Here is a 20,814-nt window from a genome sequence, read left to right as displayed (position 1 = left end):
CGGAAAGGCCGCAGCAAAAACCAAATGGGGAACTGAACGATGACGATCAATCTCGAGACGTGGGCGAAGGAACGCGGCGTCAAATACTTTATGATCAGCTACACTGACCTGTTCGGCGGCCAGCGGGCAAAGCTCGTACCAAGCCAGGCGATTGCAGGCATGCAGGCCGATGGTGCCGGTTTCGCTGGCTTTGCCACCTGGCTCGACATGACGCCGGCGCATCCGGATCTGTTTGCAGTGCCCGATGCCTCGTCGGCCATCCAGCTGCCGTGGAAGAAGGATGTTGCTTGGGTTGCAGCCGATTGTGTGATGGAGGGCAAGCTGGTCGAGCAGGCGCCGCGCAACGTGCTGAAGAAGCTGATTGCCGAGGCCAAGGCGCTTGGAAAGCGCGTCAAGACGGGTGTGGAGGCCGAGTTCTTCCTGATCACGGCGGACGGCGAACAGATCTCCGACAAATACGATACGGCCGACAAGCCCTGCTACGACCAGCAGGCGGTCATGCGCCGCTATGACGTCATCACCGAGATCTGCGACTACATGCTGGAACTCGGCTGGGGCCCGTACCAGAACGACCACGAGGATGCCAACGGCCAGTTCGAGATGAACTGGGAGTTCGACGACGCGCTCATCACCGCCGACAAGCATTCCTTCTTCAAGTTCATGGTCAAATCCGTTGCAGAAAAGCACGGGCTGCGCGCTACGTTCATGCCCAAGCCCTTCAAGGGCCTGACCGGCAACGGCTGCCATTGCCACATCTCGGTCTGGGATACCGACGGCAAGACCAACGTCTTTGCCGACAAGAGCATGGATTTCGGGCTATCGTCCGAGGGCCGCCAGTTTCTCGGCGGTATCATGAAGCATGCCTCGGCGCTGGCGGCGATCACCAATCCGACCGTGAATTCCTACAAGCGCATCAATGCGCCGCGCACGACCTCCGGCGCCACCTGGTCGCCGAACACGGTGACATGGACCGGCAACAACCGCACCCACATGGTGCGCGTACCCGGGCCGGGTCGCTTCGAGCTGCGGCTGCCCGATGGCGCGGTCAATCCGTACCTGCTGCAGGCGGTAATCATCGCTGCCGGCCTCGACGGGCTCAACACCAATGCCGATCCCGGCAGGCATTACGACATCGACATGTATGCCGAAGGCCATCTCGTGAAGGACGCGCCGCGCCTGCCGCTGAACCTTCTCGATGCCTTGCGCGAATACGACAAGGACGAGGGACTGAAGCAGGCGATGGGCCTCGAATTCTCCGCCGCCTTTGTCAAGCTCAAGCACCAGGAATGGAATAGCTATGCCTCGCACTTCACGCAGTGGGAGCGCGATACGACGCTGGACATCTAGGACGGCGGCATTTGGAAATCCCGCGCAAGCACTTCCCTGCCAACGGCGGGGATACGCGTTCCGACGACGCAATGGGAACGGGATTTTCGCTTGCCTGCCGTAATCTGCAAGCGAATGGGCTGCGGGCTTGCAAGGTGATCTAGGCGCCGGTAGGCCCTGGCTTTGCGGATTGCGCTGCGCATCCGGCTATCCGGCGCCCATGCTTTGATTTATGCAGGTCCAAAACCTGCGAATGAGGGAACAGACATGAAGAGCTACGTGCTGACGGTATCCTGCCAATCAACGCGCGGGATCGTTGCTGCCATTTCAACCTATCTGGCCGCCCAGGGTTGCAACATAGTCGATTCATCGCAATTCGACGACCTCGATACCGGCAAGTTCTTCATGCGCGTCAGTTTCATGTCCGAGGAAGGCATCGCGCAGGAGGCGCTGGTCGAGGGCTTCAAGCCGATAGCCGCGACCTTCAAGATGGATGCCGAAATCCACGATGCGACGAAGCGCATGAAAGTACTGCTGATGGTGTCGCGCTTCGGCCATTGTCTCAACGACCTGCTCTATCGCTGGAAGATCGGCGCTCTACCGATCGACATTGTCGGCGTCGTATCCAACCATTTCGAATACCAGAAGGTCGTCGTCAACCATGACATTCCCTTTCACCACATCAAGGTGACCAAGGAAAACAAGGTGAAGGCCGAAGCGGAGATCATGGACGTGGCCGAGCAGACCGGCACGGAGCTGATCGTGCTTGCCCGCTATATGCAGATCCTGTCGGATGACATGTGCCGCAAGATGTCGGGGCGGATCATCAATATCCACCACTCCTTCCTGCCTAGCTTCAAGGGCGCCAACCCCTACAAGCAAGCCTATGAGCGCGGCGTCAAGCTGATCGGCGCCACGGCGCATTATGTCACTGCCGATCTCGACGAAGGCCCGATCATCGAGCAGGATACGGCACGGGTCACCCACGCGCAGAGCGCCGAGGACTATGTGTCCATCGGTCGCGACGTCGAGAGCCAGGTGCTCGCCCGCGCCATCCACGCCCATATCCATCACCGGACCTTCATCAACGGCAACCGAACAGTCGTCTTCCCGGCAAGCCCCGGCAGCTATGCTTCGGAGCGCATGGGTTAGCCGGACATAACGGCGAGCAAAATCGACATTCTCGGCGTTTGCGCCCCGGCGGATTGCATCTTTGTCTTGTGGCTGCCAGGATTTGCCGTATCTGCTTCTTGCAGTAAGTGATCCGGGGGGTGTCATGACCGACCAAGCGCTCGTCAACCGCATGCAATTGCCGAGGCCCGAAGTCACGGTGGCAGACGCTGCCGAAATTGCAGCGACCTATTATGGTCTCTCGGGCGAGTTCATCGAACTCGGCAGCCAGCAGGACCGGAACTTCCGGCTCGATACCGGCGAAGCGCGCTACGTGCTGAAAATCTGCTATGCGGATTATGCCACCGTCGAGCTCGAAGCACAGAATGCCGCGCTTCGCTATCTTCGCGCGATGGACGGGGCACCGCGCGTTCCGGAGATCATCCCGACAGTCGGCGGTGCCGAGATCGTCGCTTTGAGCATCAACGACCAGGACCTCCAGATCCGGCTCCTGAGCTATGTCGAGGGCCAGGGCCTGACGCGCCGCAAGCATCTGCCGACAGCGACGGTGGCAGCGCTCGGGTCGCTTTGTGCCAGGTTGGCAAAGTCGCTTTCCGGTTTCGACCATCACGGGCTCGACCGTACCCTGCAGTGGGATCTGCGCCGGGCCGGCCCGGTGGCGGTGCATTTGTTGTCTGCGATCACAAATCACGAGGCCCGCGACCGCATCGCCAAGGCCATGGTGACGGCAGTCAAGCGCATCCAGCCGCTGGCGGCGCATCTGCGCGTGCAGCCGGTGCACCACGACATCACCGGCGACAATGTCGTGGCGCGGCCGGATGGTCATGGCAATCTCATTCCCGATGGGGTGATCGACTTCGGCGACATCATCAAGGGCTGGGTGGTCGGCGACCTCGCCGTGACATGCGCCTCCCTTCTGCATCATGCGGATGGCGATCCGCTGTTTATCCTGCCGGCGGTTGCCGCCTACCATGCCGTGATGCCGCTGAGCGGGGTCGAGTTGCAGGCTCTGTGGCCGCTGATCGTCGCGCGCGCCGTGATCCTGGTGGCGAGCAGCGAGCAGCAGCTGGCGATCGATCCCGACAATAGTTATGTCCGTGACAACATTGTCCTCGAGCGCGAGATCTTCGAGGTCGCGACGTCCACCAATGCCGATTTCATGGACGCTGCCATTCTGAGGGCGGTCGGCATCGATCCGCAGCCCATCGACACCTCGGCGTGGATGCCGCTGCTTGCAGGCATCGACACTGCGGATATTCTTTCGCTCGATCTGTCGACAACGAGCCCGCTGCTGGACGATGGCAACTGGCTGGAGCCTGATATCGATTGGCGACTGCTGGCGAAGGCAGCCAGCGAGACGGGATTGGCAGCGACGCGGTACGGAGAGTTCCGCCTGTCGCTGACGGAACCGCTTGCCCTGCAACCGCCAAAGAATTTTGCCCTGCACTGCGACGTCTGCCTGCCCGCCGGCACCATCGTCAACGCGCCCTTTGCCGGCAGCATCATCAACGACGCCCAGCATCTGGTGCTGGTAGGACAGGATGTCTGCCTGCACCTCGACGGCATCGCCTGCAGCCTGGAAGACGGCGCCGAGATTGCTGCCGGCCACGTTCTCGGATCGATAGCCGGAGAAGAAGGCGCGGTCGGCGGGTTGCGGGTGCAGCTTTGCCGCAGTCCCGCGCTGGTGCCGCCGCTGCTGTGTGCCCGCCATGCGGCCCCGGCCTGGTCGGCGCTTTGCCCTTCACCGTCTGCGTTGCTCGGGCCCGGGATCGAAGCCCCCAAGGCAAGCGGCGCCGAAAGGCTGGCCTGCCGGATGCGCCATCTTGCGGCCTCGCAGAAGCACTATTACGCAAACCCGCCACAGATCGAGCGCGGGTGGCGCGAATATCTCTTCGACGTCGAAGGCCGCACCTATATCGACATGATCAACAACGTCACGATCCTCGGCCATGCCCATCCACGCCTCAACGCGGCGATTGGCCGGCAGTGGTCGCTGCTCAATACCAACTCGCGTTTTCACTATGCGGCAATCGCAGATTTTTCAGAGCGGCTGGCCGCACTTGCGCCGAAGGGCCTCGACTGCGTGTTCCTGGTCAACAGCGGTTCGGAGGCGAACGATCTCGCCCTGCGGCTTGCCTGGGCCTATACCGGCGCCCGCAACATGCTCTGCCTGAAGGAGGGCTATCATGGCTGGTCGGTCGCCAGCGACGCGGTCTCGACTTCGCTTGCCGACAACCCGCAAGCCCTGACAACGCGGCCAGACTGGGTGCATGCAGCACCGGCGCCGAACAGCTTTCGTGGGCAGTTTCGCGGACCCGACGCAGGCAACGCCTATCTCGAAGCAACGAGGCCATTGATCGATGCCGTCCGTGAAAGTGGCGAGGGCCTGGCTGGCGTGATTGCAGAATCACTCTGCGGCAATGCCGGCGGTATCGTGCCGCCCGAGGGCTACCTCAGCCAGATCTATGCGCTCGTGCGCGACGCTGGCGGCCTCTGCATCGCCGACGAGGTGCAGATCGGTTATGGCCGGCTCGGGGATTTTTTCTGGGGGTTCGAGCAGCAGGGCGTGGTCCCCGACATCATTACGATCGCCAAGGGCATGGGCAACGGCCACCCTCTCGGTGCTGTCATCACCAGCAGGCCGATTGCCGATGCGCTGGAACGGCAAGGCTATTTCTTCTCCTCGACAGGTGGAAGTCCGGTGAGTTCGATCGTCGGCATGACCGTGCTCGACATCCTGGAGGACGAGGCGCTGCAGAACAATGCTCGAGTTGTCGGTGAACACCTGAAGGCCCGGATGGTGTCGATGATGGAGCGCTTTCCCCTGATCGGCGCGGTACATGGCATGGGACTATATCTCGGCCTGGAACTGATCACCGACCGTGATTCGCTCGCGCCTGCAACCATGGAGACGGCGGCGCTCTGCGATAGGCTGCTGGAACTCGGCGTCATCGTGCAGCCGACCGGCGATCACCTCAACGTGTTGAAGATCAAGCCGCCACTTTGCATCAGCAGGGAGAGCGCCGAATTTTTCCTGCAAGCCCTGGAAAAGGCGCTCATCGAGGCTTCGGAGAACCTGGGTTTGGCCGTTAACCATTAGGGTCATTTGGCGACCCGGCTGATTTTCAACCGTTGGGGGATTGTCCGGCTGATCCCAAATTCCTATCTCTGGCGCGTCGGAGAAGGAGCGAATCCCGGCGTCGGGTATATACGGAAGAACGAATTATCTTTCGCAGATATGCTCGATAGCCGGAACGATATTTCGACAACAGGCAAATTTTTGACATCGACCAGAATATGTTTGCGATGGAAACCAGGCTATAATCTACTAACTGAGTAGACAAACTTGGCTCCATCGTCCGGTACCCCGGATATCGCGGGGACCTCAAAAGTGCAACGCCAACGCAAGGGAAGTGACATGAGAAAAGACACACTTATCGCATGCCCGCCTTGGGAGCTTGTGCTGGACCAAGACTGCTCGGGCTTTCGCTCCGGCCCGCGCTGTCGAATGTGACGTTCGTCCCTTTCGGAACAACATCGTCATTTTTCCATAACCGTGCATAGCGCGGTGGGAGTATCGCATGAAGAAGCAAGTTATCGAGTATGCAGGCGTGCCTGTCGGTATCGTCGTTCCTGACGACAATCAATTGCGGTTCATTGCCGTGAAATACCATGTCCATGACCTGGATGAGCGCCGCTTCGGCAGCGCTGACGAAGTCAGGCTCGCCATTCGCGACCTCTTGGCACGCAGCCCTGCAAAGCCCATTCACGTCTAGGCTCAGTTAAGGGCCAAAGTCGGCATTGTCGTCCAAATCCTGCCAAGCAAGACCGGTTCAGCGGAAGCTGTGCCGGTCTTGTCTTTTCCAATGCCTTGCGATCCTATCGCCATCCGACCATAGCGACAGGATATTCCCGTGACCGTTTCCCGCAATCTGCTGACTGACATAGAGGGTGTTTCCGTCGGCCACTGCACCGACCTAAAGCTCGGGTCCGGTGTCACCGTCATCGTCTTCGATGCACCGGCCGTTGCTTCCGGCACGGTGATGGGCGGCGCGCCCGGCGGGCGGGATACGGCGCTGCTCGATCCGTCGATGTCGGTGGGCGCAGTCGATGCGCTCGTGCTTTCAGGAGGCTCGGCATTCGGGCTGGATGCGGCGGGCGGCGTACAGGCGGCGCTGCGCGAGATTGGACGCGGATTGCAGGTCGGCACCACGCGCGTGCCGATCGTACCACAGGCGATCCTGATGGATCTGCTGAACGGAGGAGACAAGGACTGGGGCCTGCATTCCCCCTATCGCGACATGGGCTATGAGGCATTCGTCGCAGCGACCAAGGGCGAATTTACCCTCGGAAGCATCGGTGCCGGCACTGGGGCCACGACGGCAACGTTCAAGGGAGGCCTTGGGTCGGCGAGTGCTGTCACAAGCGGCGGACACCGAATTGCCGCGCTGGTCGCAGTCAATGCGCTGGGCACGCCTACCATCGGAGACGGTCCGCATTTCTGGGCCGCGCCGTTCGAGGAGAACAACGAATTCGGAGGTCTTGGCATGCCTCCCGCCATTTCCACGGCAGACCGGGCGATGCGCTTGAAGGGGGTCAATATCACGGCAACCACCATCGGCGTCGTCGTCACGGATGCCATCGTCACCAAAGTGGAGGCACACCGGCTGTCAATCATGGCGCAGGACGGACTGGCTCGCGCCCTGTTGCCGGCCCATCTGCCATTCGACGGCGACACAGTCTTTGCAGCATCGACCGGCGCCCGGCCGATGGAAGGCATGATTGACTTTCTCGAACTCTGCCAACTCTCGACGACGGTGATGGCACGCGCTATTGCACGTGGCGTCCATCAAGCAACTGCCCTGCCCTTCGACGGCGCACAGCCAGCCTGGGGTGACCTGTTCGGATCCTCGAGGCCCTGATGCCCGAGAGGAGCGTATATTACCTGTGTTGAATTTTCATACTCTCTAATTCTATTAATAATTGTATGCAACCATTTCGATCACTCATTCGTTGTGTTGTATGGATATGAAAATCTGGGACGTCATGGTGACCGTCGAGGCTCCTAAAGCTGGTGAATTCAGGCACGTTGGAAGCGCGCTCGATGCCGTAGACTGCCTCTATTCCTGCTGGCCAGGCCCACAGGGGGATACCCATCGCATGGCTATCAACATCTGTCTTGCAGTGCTCGACAACGATAAGCCGACCAGCGCGTCACGCGAAGCCTTCATTGCTGCAGCCAAGGATGCAGATATTTTCGTCGACTACTGACGAGCAATCAATCCGGAAAGCGATAGACGACGTCACCGAAACGTCCAGTCGGGAATACATAAAATAGCCTGACCGGCGCATCCGTCTCATTCCTCAATCCGTGCTCCGCATTGCCGGGAATAAAGATCACATCACCCGCAGCGACGAGCGTCTCGGTCCCGTCGATGCTCATGACGCCAGTGCCTTCGAGCATATAGTAGATCTCCGGTTCGGCGTGGCGATGCAGTTGCCTCGAACCGCCGCCCGGCGCGATTTCGGCGACGCCGGCGCACATGCTGTCGGTGGGGGTGATGTCGCTGCTGAGCAGTGTGTAGAAGGCGACGCTGCCGCGTACGGGATCGTCCCATTCCTCTCTTGGCCGATACTCGACCCGGGTTATCACAGCCTGAGGTATGTTCATTTTAGTGCTGGCCTTGAGAAAGTGGGCGGACGTCTCACCTCAGCGTGAGGCATGCGGATAGTTCAGACACGCGGCATAGGCCGCGTGTCGTCTGCAAGGCTCAGGCCGGAAGCTGGAAGATGACATTTGCGACGAGCACCACCGCAAGTCCTGCTGCCAGCGCTACATATGGCAGGATACCGGCTTTCTTCACACCGAGGTCCTGGCCGACGAGACCGAGGTCCTCCATCGCGCCTTCCGGAAATTTCCCGCCGTCCCTGACGAAATGGCGGTAGGCGAAGACCGGCAGGATCAGGGCTGCGAAGATGAAGCCGACCCAGAGCGCATTGGAGTATCCCCAGACCTTGGCGCCGGCACCAAGAAACAATGCGTTGACGAACGCCAGTATCGTGTTGAGACCGATCAGCCATGTCGGCGCCTTCCAGGGGCGCTCGATGTGGCCGCTATCCATACGGTGGATCCAGCCGGCATTGAGATTGAGAAAATTGAAGATGATGTAACCGACATTGGATACCGCCAGTACGAAGAAGTACCCGGCCGTGTCAGAGGCGATCGCCAGCAGGAACAGGTTGAAGGCAAAATCCGTCCACATGGCGCGCGTCGGTGCGCCGTGCTCGTTGACGTGATCAAGATACTTCGGCAGCCAGCCGTCCTTCGAGCCTTGATAGAGCGTCCGCGAGGAGCCGGCCATCGCTGTCATGATGGCCAGGAAGAGCGCCATGATCATCAGGATAACCAGTAACTGCGTGACGATCTTGCCGCCATGCACCAGCCCGCCAAGCGCCTCGCCGACGCCCGTTCCATCGACGATCCCCGGTGCCAGCATGCCCGTCTGGCCAAGTACGGCCTGGAACGTGAATGGAATGAGGAAAAAGAACAGGCAGCAGAGCAGGCCGGAATAGAAGATCGCCTTGAACGTATCTGTCTTCGGGTTTTTCAGTTCGCGCGTGTAGCAGACGGCGGTCTCGAAGCCGTAGGTCGACCAGGCGGCGATATAGAGACCGCCAAGGAACAGTGTCCAGCCGCCATTGCTCCAGGTGCCATCGACGCCGGAATAGGCAGCCGTGGGCGGCAGCAGGCCGGTGACGTTGAGCGTGTCGATCTGACCGCTGAAGATCGGATAGAGGCCGATGATCAGCAGCGGGAGGAGAACGATGATGGCCAGCCACTTCTGAACGCTGGCAGTGCCAAGAATTCCGCGGTGCTGGATGGCGAAGATGATCAGCATCAGAATGCCGCCGATGACAAAGGTGGCATTGAGGCTGGCCTTGGCGAGGAACGGAATGTTGAAAGTCACCAGCGACCAGCTTCTGATCCATGGCGTATAGGCAGCGATGCCATCGGCGGATATCAGCGCGGTAATCGCGTCTGCCTGGGTCTTGCCGGTATTGGTCGCCAGCCATTCGGCAACCCTCGGGCTATCGGCCGTGATGCTGCCGGCATGGGCGGCGATCCAGGAGACGACAAGTTGCGAATCGGCGCCCGGGATCGGGAAGAGCGCATTGAGAATGTAGCCCGCAGCAATGGCGCAGCCGAGCGACAGCACCGGCGACCAGGCAAACCAGTTGCACCAGACGGATAGCGGCGCGATGAACTTCGAATAACGCAGCCAGGCGGTGGCGCCGTAGACGGATGCGCCGCCGGACTTGTTGGCGAACATGCCGGCGATTTCGGCGTAGGTGAAGGATTGCAGGAAGCCCATCACCATGGAGATGATCCAGACGACGAAGGCCAGCTTTCCGGTTGTGCCGGCAATGCCGCCGATTGAGAACAGCACAAGCGGCGGGACGCCGGCGGCAACCCAGAAGGCGCCCTTCCAATCCAGGGATCGGATCAGCCCGCCGCTTGACGCGGCTTCGGACCCTTCGGTTTCAACGAAAGCTACCATAGCAGTCTCCTCGACCAGTTTTTGCGTCGCGCGGTATGCGCGTTCCCTTGTATTTTTGTTGGATCGTGGCGGCGCTTTTGTTCGGCAGGGCGCTTTTACAGCGTCTCCTGATCGATCCCAGTCTCAAGCGGTCGCGTCACTTATTTCTCATAGTGAATTTTTTTTCATGAGGGTCAAGTCTCTCTTTGTGTTCCATCCCAAAATTTGGATATATAAGAACATGCAGATCAGGCGGCCGATGCTCGCCGGAGGTTCGAATGCCCCATTCCGCCAACGTATTGCAGCCGCCCCGCGCCAGCCGGATCATCAGGCCCGGAATGCCGGCACTTGGGCCCGGCGGCGAGCGCTACCGGGTGAAAGGGCGAGGCTCGACCGTGATCAGGGTCAGCGCTGGCGACACAGTTGTCGTCACCGATACCGAAGGCGGCCAGCTCTGCGAGATCACGTTCATCGACGGGGCAGGCCAGTTCAATGCGGCGGGACTTGGCGTGGCGTTTTCGCGAACTGCATCAGGCCTGCAGGATATCCTCTCCGAAGGTGGCGATAGCGCCAGCCGAACGCTCGCAGCGCTGAGGCGACGCGGCGCAGACCTCAGCAAGGCCGCTGCACTGACAGTTTTCGGTGGCGGCTCTGCACCAGGGTCTTCGGCCGCGCTGACCATGACAATGGATGGATTGCTGGTCGTCGCCGCACCCGGCGCTCCCATGGATTTCGATCGGCAGGACACATCGACGGCAATCTCTGTCATGGTACAGCGCGCACGCCTGTCGCGCAGCTACGAGGAGACGCTGCCGGAGCCTATGGCCGATCCGTTGCAGGACCTGCGCATCGCGGCGGCATCGGCATCAGCCTATTTTGTCCGCGCCGGCGAATTCATCCAGATCATCGATGTCGCCGGCCGCCAATGTACCGACTTCCAGGCTTTTGCCGCCCGCAAGGTCGACAAGGGGCTCGACCGGGCCATCGACGCCACGGTCACACGGACGCTGCTCAGCCGCAGCTATCCGACACCCGGTCTTCCCTCAAAATGTTTTGACCGAGACTTCGAACCGCTTGTCGAAATCGTCCAGGACACGGTCGGAAGGCACGACGCCTTCGCCACCGCCTGCAATTCCCGCTACTATGACGACATGGGCTATCCCGGCCATGCCAATTGCACCGACAATTTCAACGATGCATTGTCGCCCTTTGGCATTGCTCCCCGCAAAGGCTGGGAGGCGATCAACTATTTCTACAACACCAACATTGACCACCAGAACCAGCTCTACCTCGACGAGCCCTGGTCGCGGCCGGGCGACTATGTGCTGATGCGGGCACTGACCGATCTCGTTTGCGTCTCCTCGTCATGTCCCGACGATATCGATGCCGCCAACGGCTGGGACCCCACAGATATCCATGTCCGTACCTACTCCGCTGACCGAAAATTCTCTCGAGCCGTGGCGACCAGAATGACTCCCGATGCAGAGCCGGACATGACCCAGGAAACCGCCTTCCATCCCCGCCTGTCCGCAATGACGCGGAATTACGCCGAATATCGCGGCTATTGGCTGCCCAACCGCTTCAACAACGACGGACCGACCGAGGAATACTGGGCCTGCCGCGAACGGGCTGTGGTGATCGACCTGTCGCCACTGCGGAAATTCGAGATCACCGGGCCGGATGCCGAGGCCCTGCTGCAATATTGCATGACCCGCGACATCAGAAAGCTGTCTCCCGGCCAAGTCGTCTACACCGCCATGTGCTACGAAAACGGTGGGATGATCGACGACGGTACCGTCTTCCGGTTGGCGGAGAACAATTTCCGCTTTATCGGCGGCGACGATTTCTCTGGCGTCTGGCTGCGCGAGCAGGCGGAAAAGATGGGCTTCAAAGCCTGGGTGCGCTCGTCCACCGACCAGATGCACAATATCGCCGTGCAGGGGCCGAAAAGCAGGGACATCGTTGCGGAAATCGTCTGGACCGCGCCGACGCAGCCAGCGATCTCCGAGCTTGACTGGTTCCGTTTCGCAGTCGGCCGGATCGGTCATTTCGAAGGCGCACCGGTGGTGGTGTCACGAACCGGCTATACCGGCGAGCTCGGCTACGAAATCTTTTGTCATCCGAAGGATGCCATCTCCGTGTTCGACGCCGTGTGGGAGGCCGGCCAGAAGCATGGCATCAAGCCGATGGGGCTCGAAGCACTCGATATGGTGCGCATCGAGGCCGGACTGATCTTCGCGCATTACGAATTTTCAGACCAGACCGATCCCTTTGAAGCCGGCATCGGCTTTACCGTGCCACTGAAGTCGAAGACGGAGGATTTCATCGGACGCACCGCGCTGCTCGCCCGCAAGGAAAATCCCCGCTACCGGCTTGTCGGCCTCGATATCGATGCCAACGAGACGGTTGGGCATGGAGACACCGTGCATATCGGGCGGGCGCAGGTCGGTGTCGTCACCAGTGCGACCCGCTCGCCGCTGTTGAGGAAGACCATTGCCTTGGCGCGGATGGACGTAGTGCATGCCGGGATCGGAACCGAGGTCGAGATCGGCATGCTGGATGGCCAGCAAAAGCGCCTTCCAGCCGTGATCGTGCCTTTCGCCCATTACGATCCGCAGAAGCTCAAGCCGCGCTCGTGAGGGACGCGTTTTTCGGCAGATCAGAGCCAGGAGCCAGCGACGTCATTTACTTTTACGCCGAAAATTAAGGGCAGTCGCGACATAGGATGTCGACCGCTCCTTCAGGGTGCGAGATAGCCGAATAAAAAGGCGGCAATCGTCAGTAGGATAATGAGCAGCAATGGCCAGGGCACAAAGCGCTGCTCAATGTGACGACAGAGCGCAACGACGGGTTTAAAAGGGTTCATGAATTGCTCCGCTCGCCAGACAATCCTGCATGCTGGACATTTTCAATGCCCTGCCACAGCGGCAGGCCGATCGACTCCGACACCGATGGGTCAGTGGTAAAAACGGGATAACCCTGCTGCATCAGTCTCACAAGGATCTCCTGATCCATTCGAACATGCTGACGCGATAAATTCACCTGATTGTAGGCATGCCCGCCCGAGTTGGGGTTGATGCCGGTGATGATCACTGCCGTGGCGCCGTTGTATAGGGCAAAGAGCACGGCGTTGATACCATTGGAACACTTGGAATCGGTATCCATCTCGAAACTCTTGCGGCCGACAACGCGGTCCAGCAAAGCCATTCGCTCGTACCGATCGACGATCGTCAGCGTGCGCGGCTTGTAATTGAACGCCTGCAAACCCCTTTCGAGCCGTTCGCGCTCATCCTTGCGCCAGAGCAAGACGAACAAAGCTCCAGTCCGCTTGCCGTTGAGCACGCGACGAACCTCTACAGCGTTGGTGTTGGTGCCCTCGATCTGGTTGAATTGCACGAAGGTAACATCCGGCTCCTCGATGCCCCAGGCCTCAGTCACCGCCTGCGAACCGTTGATCGTCACGACGCGAAACCTGTCGTCGAAATCGGCCGGTTTATGGGAGACCGGCGCAGAACCGACGACAAGCACGGGGCCTGCGAAGCGCGGTGTAACTGTCGGCGGCGACGGGCGCGTCAGCCGGTATTTGATGTTCCGGTAAAGAAGTTTTTTGAGGTCGGAAAATGAGCCGGGCATAGCCATCTTTTTTGGGAGGAATACCGTCTCAGCGTCGCTTTAGAAAACGCGGCCGCAGGCGACGGAAGAAATTATCGATGTCGCGAATGACATTGGTGAGGGATATCAGTTTGTCGATCTCGGCATTGGCGTTGCCGAGACGCTCGGACAAGACATCGGCAATCGCCATTGAAATTTCCGACGACGGAATATCCGGGAAACGTTTTGCCAAGGCTGCGTAGGCATTTTGTGAGATGCCGCCATGGACAGAGATTTTCCCCATGCGCGCAAAAAGGCGCAAGAAGACTTGCTCGAAACTCCAGTCGTGAACGGAAACGACCTTCCATTGCTGACTGCGACGCGCGGAAAACCCGGCAAGGACAATGGTGCCGGGCAATTTCAGGTCGCTGAGCCACAGGGCAATGGCAAAGCCGCTGGTCGGCACCTTGTCCTCGGGATAGAAGTCGTTGCAGAACCCGCTCAGATCGAGATGGCCGGTGGGCGTGTTTTCAAATTCGGCGGCGGTATTGAATTTCTCCTCGGTGTTAAGCCGAATATTCATGATGCCGAGGAAACGATCCCGAGGGAAGAACTTGACGACGTCGCCAACTTCTCGCCGGTAGACAATGTTGGCACCTTTGGAGCTGCCGCGCGATATCAGCAGCGCGTTGCCTTGAAAGGGCGCGTCCAGCACCTTGTAGACCTTGTTGAAAAACACGAAGAGGGTGCTGGGCGGATATTGCTTCTGAAGCCCGGCGATATCGACCGTATCGCTGTTGGCAACGAGAACGACATGGGAGAAGGCCGCGAAAATCGCTTGCCAATCCTTGACCTCGGTGATCCCTGAAAGAGAGCCGGCCGCTGGCAGAGAACTGCCAGGCGCTTGTTCATTGCCTGAAACGGGTTCCACGAATACTTATTTCTGCTGAACGGAGAGGACGCGGTCGCGCATCGCGAACCATTCTTCCGAGTAATCGTCGTTGCGGTGTTCGTCGAAATAAGGGCCGCCGTCGGTGAAGTGGACGATCTTTGCATCAGGGCGGTGATCGTATTCGTTGACCAGGTAATTCCAGGTTACCGGCAGTTCGCCGATCTGGTCGTCGCTTTCCAGCCATTTGAACTGGTGCAGTTCGAGGCCGGTCGCTGTGTTGACGAATTCCTTCGTCAGCGCGCGGCACTTGGCGTTGTTGAACATGATCAGGCTGGACCAGTTTTTCTTCTCGTACTTGGTCTGGGTCTGGCCGAGAAACTTGGTTTCAACCTTGGGCTGGTAATCGTGCTTGACGCACATCGCTGCATAGCGGTCGTCGCGCAGGTTCCAGAGCTCGGCGATGTCGGTACGCGCCAGCATGTCGCAATCCATGAAGATGCTCCAGCCTTCGTAGTTGCAAAGGTGCGGGACCAGAAAGCGCGAGAAGGAAAACTCGGTAGACTGCAGGGCATTGCGTTCGCGGGTAAAGAGGTCGCCGAGATTGCTCAGCACGATCGGCGAGAACGCCACAGGAATGGATGAATGTTCGACGATGCTCTGCGTGAGAACGTGGTAGGCTACGACTTCCTTGGAATCGAAGCCGACGAAAATACGCGCTAAATTATCGATCATGATCTCTCCGCTATCGTCCATGTGCCAGGTGCTAGGCCAAAAAGCCGTCACCTCGCAAAGCAACAGATATTGTTACAGTAGCCACCGTTATCAAAACTACGGCCTGATGCTTGTAACTCCCGCTTTCGAAAGTCAAGTTGCAGCTTCGACGCGAAATAGGACGGATATCGCATTTGTCGACAGAATTGCGACGCTATTTTGTTAGTAAGCATCATCGGCAGCGCGACTTGCCCTAGGGGGCTGGCGGGTGGATATGCTGTCGCAACAGCGCTGCGATTCGGCAGTCCCATTCGCGAAAAGAGGCCTCAATGGGTTGGTTCAAGTCGGCAAGGCCGCTCACACGAAAGCTTTCGATCGTACCGCCGGCGCCTGCTCCCGGCCGCCATGGCATTGCGATCATGGCCTGCGTCAAGAACGAGGCAGTCTATATCGAAGAGTGGATCCGCTTCCATCGTGCCGTTGGCGTGGACCATTTTTATATCTACGATGACGGCTCGACGGACGGTACGCGGGCGCTTCTGTCGGATCTCCTTCCAGCCAATGCCCTGACAATCGTTCCTTGGATCGCCCGCATGTCGGATACGGCAAGTGGACAGTTGCTGAATGGCCAGACGATTGCCTTTGCTCACGCTATTCTCAACTTCGGCAGCCTTTACAGCCGCATGGCGTTCATCGATGTCGATGAATTCCTGTTGCCCAAACAGGGCTCGACCATCGAGCAGGCGCTGGAAGGCGCCGGCGGCTTTCCGAATGTCTCCCTGCCCTGGCATATGTTCGGCACATCAGGTCATGTCGTAAAGCCAGATGGACCGCTGCTTTCCAACTACACGATGCGCGGCGCAGATCCGCTGACACGGCAGGAAAACGTTTCCAACTTCAAATGCATCGTCGATCCCTGCGAAGTGGTCGAAGTCAGCGTCCACCAATTCAGGACGCGCCAGCATGGAGAGCTCACCGTCAACGATGCGGGCCAGCAATTCACCCGCTCCGGCCGCAAGTCGCCGGCCTTCTATTCCAATCGTTTCTTGCAGCTCAACCACTACTACAGCAAATCACGCGCCGAACTTCAGGCGAAGGTGACGCGCGGGTGGTCCTATGATGCGGAGCGAACGAAGTACGAGCGCAAAGTCTTCGGCGTCGTCGAGGCAATCGAAAAAGACGCCGTCGAAGACCGGGCAATGGTCGATTTCATCGCGCGACATGGCATCGAACTCGGCTAGTTCTGAGGCTGGCATCTTGGCCACAGCTTCGATTTCCTGTAAGTTTGGAACCGACGACAATCGAGATCTGACTGAAATTTGCGATTTTTATCGCGCGATTTCAGTGACTTGCGCGGCAATCGGTACCAGATGTGGCTATGTTGCGATAGCAGCTGGTATCCGTATGAACACAAGTGAGGGCCTATATGGCGTATGATGTCGCTGTCGTTGGCTCGGGGTTTTCGGCTATAGCCGTTACGATCAATCTGCTCAGGCTACTGCCATCATCGGCACGTATCGCCGTGGTAGGAGACGATCCAGGGTTCGGGCGTGGGACTGCTTACAGAACGGAATTCTATCTACACCGCCTGAATGTGCCGGCGGGTCGCATGAGTGTGTTCCCGGACGAACCGGACGATTTCGTCGCGTGGCTACGCGCCGAGAACCGACTGGTCGATACCCACGACTTCGCCTCGCGGGGGGATTACGGGCGTTATCTGCGCGATCGGCTGGCTGCATTGTTGCGCGACAGACCAAACCGTGCGGGTGTCGATTTCATCAAGGCGAAAGCGAGGGCCTGCGTCGAGTGTGCAACTTCGGGCGTGATCTTCCATCTCGACAACCAGACGGAAATGACCGCACGCAACGTCGTCCTCTGTCTCGGCGTCGGAAATGCCGAGCTGCCGCTTGGATCGGGCAGCCTCGATGCTGCCGCAAAACCCAGGATCGTGCGCAACCCATGGCGACTGGGCTGGCTTTCGAAGGTCGCGCCTTCGGACGAGATCTGCATTCTCGGCTCGGGCCTCACCATGGTCGACCAGGTGCTTGCGCTCCGGGCGCATGGGCATCGTGGGCCGATCCATCTGCTTTCGCGGCGCGGGTTACTGCCGCATTCGCACCGCGCCGGGCATCATTCTCCGGCGAAACCGGACCTCCCGACAGACACGATGGCGATGAGTGCCGTCCTGCACGCGTTGCGAAGGCAGGTGCGCGATGGAACGGACTGGCGCGACGTGATGGACGGCCTGCGCTCGCAGACCCAAGCGCTTTGGCAGAGGCTGGACAAAGACCAGCGAGCGCGGTTTCTACGCCACGCACTTGCCTGGTGGAATATTCACCGCCACCGCATCGCGCCCGCCGTGTTCAGCGAGTTCGATGGATTGGTGAAAGACGGGACGGTGACAGCGCATGCAGGGTTTCTGCAGGCGATCCGCCAGTCGGAGGTTGGACTGGACATTCACTACCGGCCACGCGGCCGCCAGGAAGAGGCCTGCTTGCGCGCAGACTGGGTCGTCAACTGCACGGGCATGGAGCGGGCCGGCATTGCCCATTCGCCGCTGCTCCGCGAAATGCTGGAGAAAGACATGATCGCAGCCGATGAACTGGGGCTGGGCATCGTCGTCGACCGGCATTCGCGGGTGCTCGATGCGGGCGGTCGTCAACAGGACGGACTGTTTGCAATCGGCGCGCTGACGGCAGGACAGTTCTGGGAGATTACGGCGGTGCCCGATATCCGCATGCAGGCGCGGGACGTGGCAAGGTCCATCGCCGGTGTAGAGGGGTAATCTTCAGATCGGCGCGCCTACGGCGGTGGCGGTGTGCTGAAATAAATGCGGCGTCGATCGCTCCACGGCAACACAGGTTTTCCTGTCCTTGCGCCAACAACAGATGATCGTGCTTGGTATAGGGATCTCCCATTTGCGATTGTCTCGGCGTGAAGGGGCGGAAAGCCCCGCGATTTTGACGGGATGAAACAATGACCAAGACATTCAAATTCAATCTTTTGACCTCCAGCCTGTCGCGTCGCGCTGGCCTTGCCGTGATGATTGCGTCGGCGGCAGCCATCATTGGAGTTGCGGCCTTGCCGCAGTCTAGTCTGGCCGCAGACAAGTCGATCAAGGTCGGCATCATGAGTGGCGAGGACGAGGACGTCTGGCGTGTTGTGACCGCCGAGGCAGCCAAGAAGGGCCTGAAGATCGAGACCGTAGCCTTCAACGACTACACCCAGCCGAACGAGGCGCTTGAGCGCGGCGAGATCGATGCCAATGCCTTCCAGCACCAGCCCTATCTCGACAACCAGATCAAGACGCATGGCTACCATATCGTCCGCGTCGGCTACACCGGCGTCTGGCCGATCGGTCTCTACACCAAGAAATACAAGTCCGTCGGCGAGATCCCGAATGGCGCCGTGATCGGCGTGCCGAACGATCCGTCGAACGAGGGCCGCGCGCTGCGCGTGCTGCAGACCGCCGGCCTGATCAAGCTTAAGGACGGCACCGGGATTCTGGCCACTGTCGCCGACGTTTCCGAGAACCCCAAGAAAATCGAGATCAAAGAACTCGATGCCGGCATCGTCGGCCGCTCGATCGACGATCTCGATGCCGCTGTCGTCAATACCGACTGGGCGCTGAAGAGCGGCCTGTCGGCCGATGACCGCATTACCCAGGAGCCTGTCTCCGACAATCCCTACCGCAATTTCATCGCCGTCAAGCAGGGTAACGAGAACCAGGAATGGGTGAAGACGCTGGTCGCCTCCTACCAGAACCCTGACGTCAAGGCCGAGTTCGACAAAGTCTATAAGGGCACCGGCATCAGCGCCTATTGATATCTGCGCGACAACAGCTATCGACCAAGGCGGCCCGGGTCATTCCGGGCCGCCTTGACGTGAAGGCATGAAGGAAAAGACAATGAACGATATTCCGACCGCAGCCGAGGCGCAGTCGCTAGCAACCACAGAGGAGGTTGTCCGGCTGACAGATGTCGCCCGTCGCTTCGGCACCACGCCGGCGCTGGACGGCATTTCGCTCACCGTCCATCGCGGCGAGATCCTCGGCATCATCGGTCGCAGCGGCGCCGGCAAGTCAACGCTGATCCGCTGCCTCAATGGATTGGAGCGAGCCGACAGTGGACGGATTGAGATCGAAGGCCGCGACATCACCGGACTGGCGGAGCAGGATCTGCAGCCGATGCGCCGGCGGATCGGCATGATCTTCCAGCATTTCAACCTGCTTTCGGCAAAGACCGTCGAGGAAAACGTCGCACTGCCGCTGAAGATCGAAGGCATCGGCAAGACTGAGCGCCTGAAGCGCGCCGGTGAACTTCTGGATCTCGTCGGCCTGGCCGACAAGGCGAAGGCCTATCCCTCGGAGCTCTCCGGCGGCCAGAAGCAGCGGGTCGGGATCGCCCGGGCGCTGGCGGCACGACCGGCACTGCTTCTCTCCGACGAGGCCACCTCGGCGCTCGACCCCGAGACAACGCGGGCCATACTGGCGCTGCTCAAGGACATCAATCAGAAGCTCGGCCTGACAATCCTGCTGGTCACTCACGAGATGGAAGTCGTCCGCTCAGTTGCCGACCGCGTTGCCGTCATCGATGCCGGCCGGATCGTCGAGGAGGGCCGTGTCTGGTCCGTCTTCTCGGATCCGCAGCAGCCGATCACCCAGAGCCTGCTTGAAGGCATTCGCCCGCAACTGCCGGATCATATCCTGCAGCGCCTTTCTCAGACATCGGGAACGGAAGCGATCATCAGCGTCGATGTTGCCGGACCCGCAGCGCAGGGAGCCGTCTTCAACGACCTGTCGACGGCACTGCCGAATTCCTACCGGCTGGTGCATGGCGGGATAGACCATATCCAGAACCAGCCGGTGGCGCGGTTCTTCATTGCCGTGCCGACCCGAAATCCGGCGCTTGCCGGCGACGTACAACAGTTTCTAAAAACCCGCTCCGCGCGGGTGGAGGTGCTTGGCTATGACACCGATCATGCTTGAACTGCTCGGCCGCTCCATCTGGGAGACGATCGTCATGACTGTCGCCTCCGGGCTGATTTCCCTCATCGTCGGTCTGCCGCTCGGGCTGGCTCTGGTGACGACGGGGCAAGGCGGCATTGCCGAACACCGCTGGATCAACAGCATTCTCGGCGCCATCATCAACGGCTTCCGGTCAGTGCCTTTCATTATCCTGCTGGTGGCATTGATACCTCTGACACGCCTGATTGTCGGTACGGCGCTCGGAACGACGGCTGCCATCGTGCCGCTCGCCATCGCGGCTATCCCGTATTACGCCCGCATTGCGGAAGTTTCGCTACGCGAGGTCGATCACGGCCTGATCGACGCCGTGCGGGCGATGGGCGGAAACCGCTGGACAATCGTCCGCGAGGTACTGGTGCCGGAAGCGATGCCGGGCCTGGTTGCAGGCTTCACGGTGACGCTGGTGACACTGATCGGCGCGTCGGCCATGGCCGGTGCGATCGGGGCCGGCGGGCTTGGCGACCTTGCCATCCGCTATGGCTACCAGCGGTTCGAGACCAGTGTGATGGTCGCCGTGGTTGCCGTGCTGATTGTCATCGTCTGCGCCATGCAGTGGTTCGGGGACCGGCTGGTCGCCAAGCTCGACCACCGCTGAGATT

General features: G+C 59.9%; 18 protein-coding genes. 12 read left to right on the top strand and 6 right to left on the bottom strand.

What is annotated here, in order from left to right; translation table 11 throughout:
- Positions 1–39: 39 nt before the first annotated feature.
- From glnT to PR018_RS16855, 6 genes are all read left to right on the top strand, one after another.
- A complete protein-coding gene (glnT, locus tag PR018_RS16880) occupies positions 40–1,347 on the top strand; it encodes a type III glutamate--ammonia ligase (RefSeq protein ID WP_142830224.1) in 1,308 nt (435 codons plus the stop codon).
- A gap of 246 nt (positions 1,348–1,593) precedes the next feature.
- Complete coding sequence (gene purU, locus PR018_RS16875) at positions 1,594–2,478, top strand: formyltetrahydrofolate deformylase (RefSeq protein ID WP_142830222.1); 885 nt, start codon at positions 1,594–1,596, stop codon at positions 2,476–2,478.
- Between the two features lie 124 nt (positions 2,479–2,602).
- On the top strand, positions 2,603–5,557 hold the full coding sequence (locus PR018_RS16870; protein ID WP_142830220.1) for an aminotransferase: 2,955 nt from the start codon (positions 2,603–2,605) through the stop codon (positions 5,555–5,557).
- Positions 5,558–6,038: 481 nt separating this feature from the next.
- Entirely contained in the window at positions 6,039–6,233 is a 195-nt protein-coding gene (locus PR018_RS16865; protein ID WP_142830218.1) for a hypothetical protein, read from the top strand.
- A gap of 138 nt (positions 6,234–6,371) precedes the next feature.
- On the top strand, positions 6,372–7,379 hold the full coding sequence (locus PR018_RS16860; RefSeq protein WP_142830216.1) for a P1 family peptidase: 1,008 nt from the start codon (positions 6,372–6,374) through the stop codon (positions 7,377–7,379).
- A gap of 100 nt (positions 7,380–7,479) precedes the next feature.
- Positions 7,480–7,728: a DUF982 domain-containing protein gene (locus tag PR018_RS16855; protein ID WP_142830214.1), complete on the top strand. Its 249-nt coding sequence runs from the start codon at positions 7,480–7,482 to the stop codon at positions 7,726–7,728.
- A gap of 7 nt (positions 7,729–7,735) precedes the next feature.
- On the opposite strand, the gene PR018_RS16850 is transcribed toward PR018_RS16855, so the two are convergent.
- Entirely contained in the window at positions 7,736–8,128 is a 393-nt protein-coding gene (locus tag PR018_RS16850) for a cupin domain-containing protein (protein ID WP_142830212.1), read from the bottom strand.
- Positions 8,129–8,228: 100 nt separating this feature from the next.
- Positions 8,229–10,016, bottom strand: coding sequence for a trimethylamine N-oxide permease (locus PR018_RS16845; protein WP_142830210.1), 1,788 nt, complete (start codon positions 10,014–10,016; stop codon positions 8,229–8,231).
- A gap of 257 nt (positions 10,017–10,273) precedes the next feature.
- On the opposite strand from PR018_RS16845, the gene PR018_RS16840 reads away from it, so the two are divergent.
- Complete coding sequence (locus tag PR018_RS16840; RefSeq protein WP_142830208.1) at positions 10,274–12,634, top strand: trimethylamine N-oxide demethylase; 2,361 nt, start codon at positions 10,274–10,276, stop codon at positions 12,632–12,634.
- Between the two features lie 101 nt (positions 12,635–12,735).
- Here the strand turns inward: PR018_RS16840 and PR018_RS16835 are convergent, their stop codons facing one another.
- The 4 genes from PR018_RS16835 to PR018_RS16820 are packed head-to-tail and all read right to left on the bottom strand — an operon-like array spanning position 12,736 to position 15,210.
- Positions 12,736–12,861: a hypothetical protein gene (locus PR018_RS16835; protein ID WP_257625651.1), complete on the bottom strand. Its 126-nt coding sequence runs from the start codon at positions 12,859–12,861 to the stop codon at positions 12,736–12,738.
- Positions 12,858–13,628, bottom strand: a complete 771-nt coding sequence (locus PR018_RS16830; protein WP_142830206.1) for a membrane-anchored protein — start codon at positions 13,626–13,628, stop codon at positions 12,858–12,860. The genes PR018_RS16835 and PR018_RS16830 overlap by 4 nt, the downstream gene beginning before the upstream one ends.
- Before the next feature lie 28 nt (positions 13,629–13,656).
- Positions 13,657–14,517, bottom strand: a complete 861-nt coding sequence (locus PR018_RS16825) for a 3-deoxy-manno-octulosonate cytidylyltransferase (RefSeq protein WP_161990964.1) — start codon at positions 14,515–14,517, stop codon at positions 13,657–13,659.
- Positions 14,518–14,523: 6 nt separating this feature from the next.
- A complete protein-coding gene (locus tag PR018_RS16820; RefSeq protein WP_161990963.1) occupies positions 14,524–15,210 on the bottom strand; it encodes a glycosyltransferase in 687 nt (228 codons plus the stop codon).
- Between the two features lie 308 nt (positions 15,211–15,518).
- Between PR018_RS16820 and PR018_RS16815 the strand changes: the two genes are divergently transcribed.
- The 5 genes from PR018_RS16815 (at position 15,519) to PR018_RS16795 (ending at position 20,810) form a co-directional block, all read left to right on the top strand.
- A complete protein-coding gene (locus PR018_RS16815) occupies positions 15,519–16,430 on the top strand; it encodes a glycosyltransferase family 92 protein (protein ID WP_142830204.1) in 912 nt (303 codons plus the stop codon).
- Positions 16,431–16,615: 185 nt separating this feature from the next.
- Positions 16,616–17,974, top strand: coding sequence for an FAD/NAD(P)-binding protein (locus PR018_RS16810; RefSeq protein ID WP_142830202.1), 1,359 nt, complete (start codon positions 16,616–16,618; stop codon positions 17,972–17,974).
- A 191-nt stretch (positions 17,975–18,165) separates the two neighbouring features.
- Positions 18,166–19,014, top strand: coding sequence for a MetQ/NlpA family lipoprotein (locus tag PR018_RS16805; protein ID WP_142830200.1), 849 nt, complete (start codon positions 18,166–18,168; stop codon positions 19,012–19,014).
- Between the two features lie 82 nt (positions 19,015–19,096).
- Positions 19,097–20,176 (top strand): methionine ABC transporter ATP-binding protein, encoded by a 1,080-nt coding sequence (locus PR018_RS16800; protein WP_142830198.1) that lies wholly within the window; start codon positions 19,097–19,099, stop codon positions 20,174–20,176.
- A complete protein-coding gene (locus tag PR018_RS16795; RefSeq protein ID WP_142830196.1) occupies positions 20,157–20,810 on the top strand; it encodes a methionine ABC transporter permease in 654 nt (217 codons plus the stop codon). The genes PR018_RS16800 and PR018_RS16795 overlap by 20 nt, the downstream gene beginning before the upstream one ends.
- The last annotated feature ends 4 nt before the right edge of the window (positions 20,811–20,814 follow it).

The sequence above is a fragment of the Rhizobium rhododendri genome (assembly GCF_007000325.2).
Taxonomy (GTDB): Bacteria; Pseudomonadota; Alphaproteobacteria; order Rhizobiales; family Rhizobiaceae; genus Rhizobium; species Rhizobium rhododendri.
The sequence above is the reverse complement of the archived record's forward strand: the minus strand, read 5'-3'. Positions and strand labels throughout refer to the sequence as shown.

Bases quoted from the DNA above. Each gene is read 5' to 3' on its own strand.
- glnT (WP_142830224.1), top strand. From the start codon at position 40: ATGACGATCAATCTCGAGACGTGGGCGAAGGAACGCGGCGTCAAATAC.
- purU (WP_142830222.1), top strand. From the start codon at position 1,594: ATGAAGAGCTACGTGCTGACGGTATCCTGCCAATCAACGCGCGGGATC.
- PR018_RS16870 (WP_142830220.1), top strand. From the start codon at position 2,603: ATGACCGACCAAGCGCTCGTCAACCGCATGCAATTGCCGAGGCCCGAA.
- PR018_RS16865 (WP_142830218.1), top strand. From the start codon at position 6,039: ATGAAGAAGCAAGTTATCGAGTATGCAGGCGTGCCTGTCGGTATCGTC.
- PR018_RS16855 (WP_142830214.1), top strand. From the start codon at position 7,480: ATGGATATGAAAATCTGGGACGTCATGGTGACCGTCGAGGCTCCTAAA.
- PR018_RS16850 (WP_142830212.1), bottom strand. From the start codon at position 8,128: ATGAACATACCTCAGGCTGTGATAACCCGGGTCGAGTATCGGCCAAGA.
- PR018_RS16845 (WP_142830210.1), bottom strand. From the start codon at position 10,016: ATGGTAGCTTTCGTTGAAACCGAAGGGTCCGAAGCCGCGTCAAGCGGC.
- PR018_RS16840 (WP_142830208.1), top strand. From the start codon at position 10,274: ATGCCCCATTCCGCCAACGTATTGCAGCCGCCCCGCGCCAGCCGGATC.
- PR018_RS16835 (WP_257625651.1), bottom strand. From the start codon at position 12,861: ATGAACCCTTTTAAACCCGTCGTTGCGCTCTGTCGTCACATTGAGCAG.
- PR018_RS16830 (WP_142830206.1), bottom strand. From the start codon at position 13,628: ATGCCCGGCTCATTTTCCGACCTCAAAAAACTTCTTTACCGGAACATC.
- PR018_RS16820 (WP_161990963.1), bottom strand. From the start codon at position 15,210: ATGATCGATAATTTAGCGCGTATTTTCGTCGGCTTCGATTCCAAGGAA.
- PR018_RS16815 (WP_142830204.1), top strand. From the start codon at position 15,519: ATGGGTTGGTTCAAGTCGGCAAGGCCGCTCACACGAAAGCTTTCGATC.
- PR018_RS16810 (WP_142830202.1), top strand. From the start codon at position 16,616: ATGGCGTATGATGTCGCTGTCGTTGGCTCGGGGTTTTCGGCTATAGCC.
- PR018_RS16805 (WP_142830200.1), top strand. From the start codon at position 18,166: ATGACCAAGACATTCAAATTCAATCTTTTGACCTCCAGCCTGTCGCGT.
- PR018_RS16800 (WP_142830198.1), top strand. From the start codon at position 19,097: ATGAACGATATTCCGACCGCAGCCGAGGCGCAGTCGCTAGCAACCACA.
- PR018_RS16795 (WP_142830196.1), top strand. From the start codon at position 20,157: ATGACACCGATCATGCTTGAACTGCTCGGCCGCTCCATCTGGGAGACG.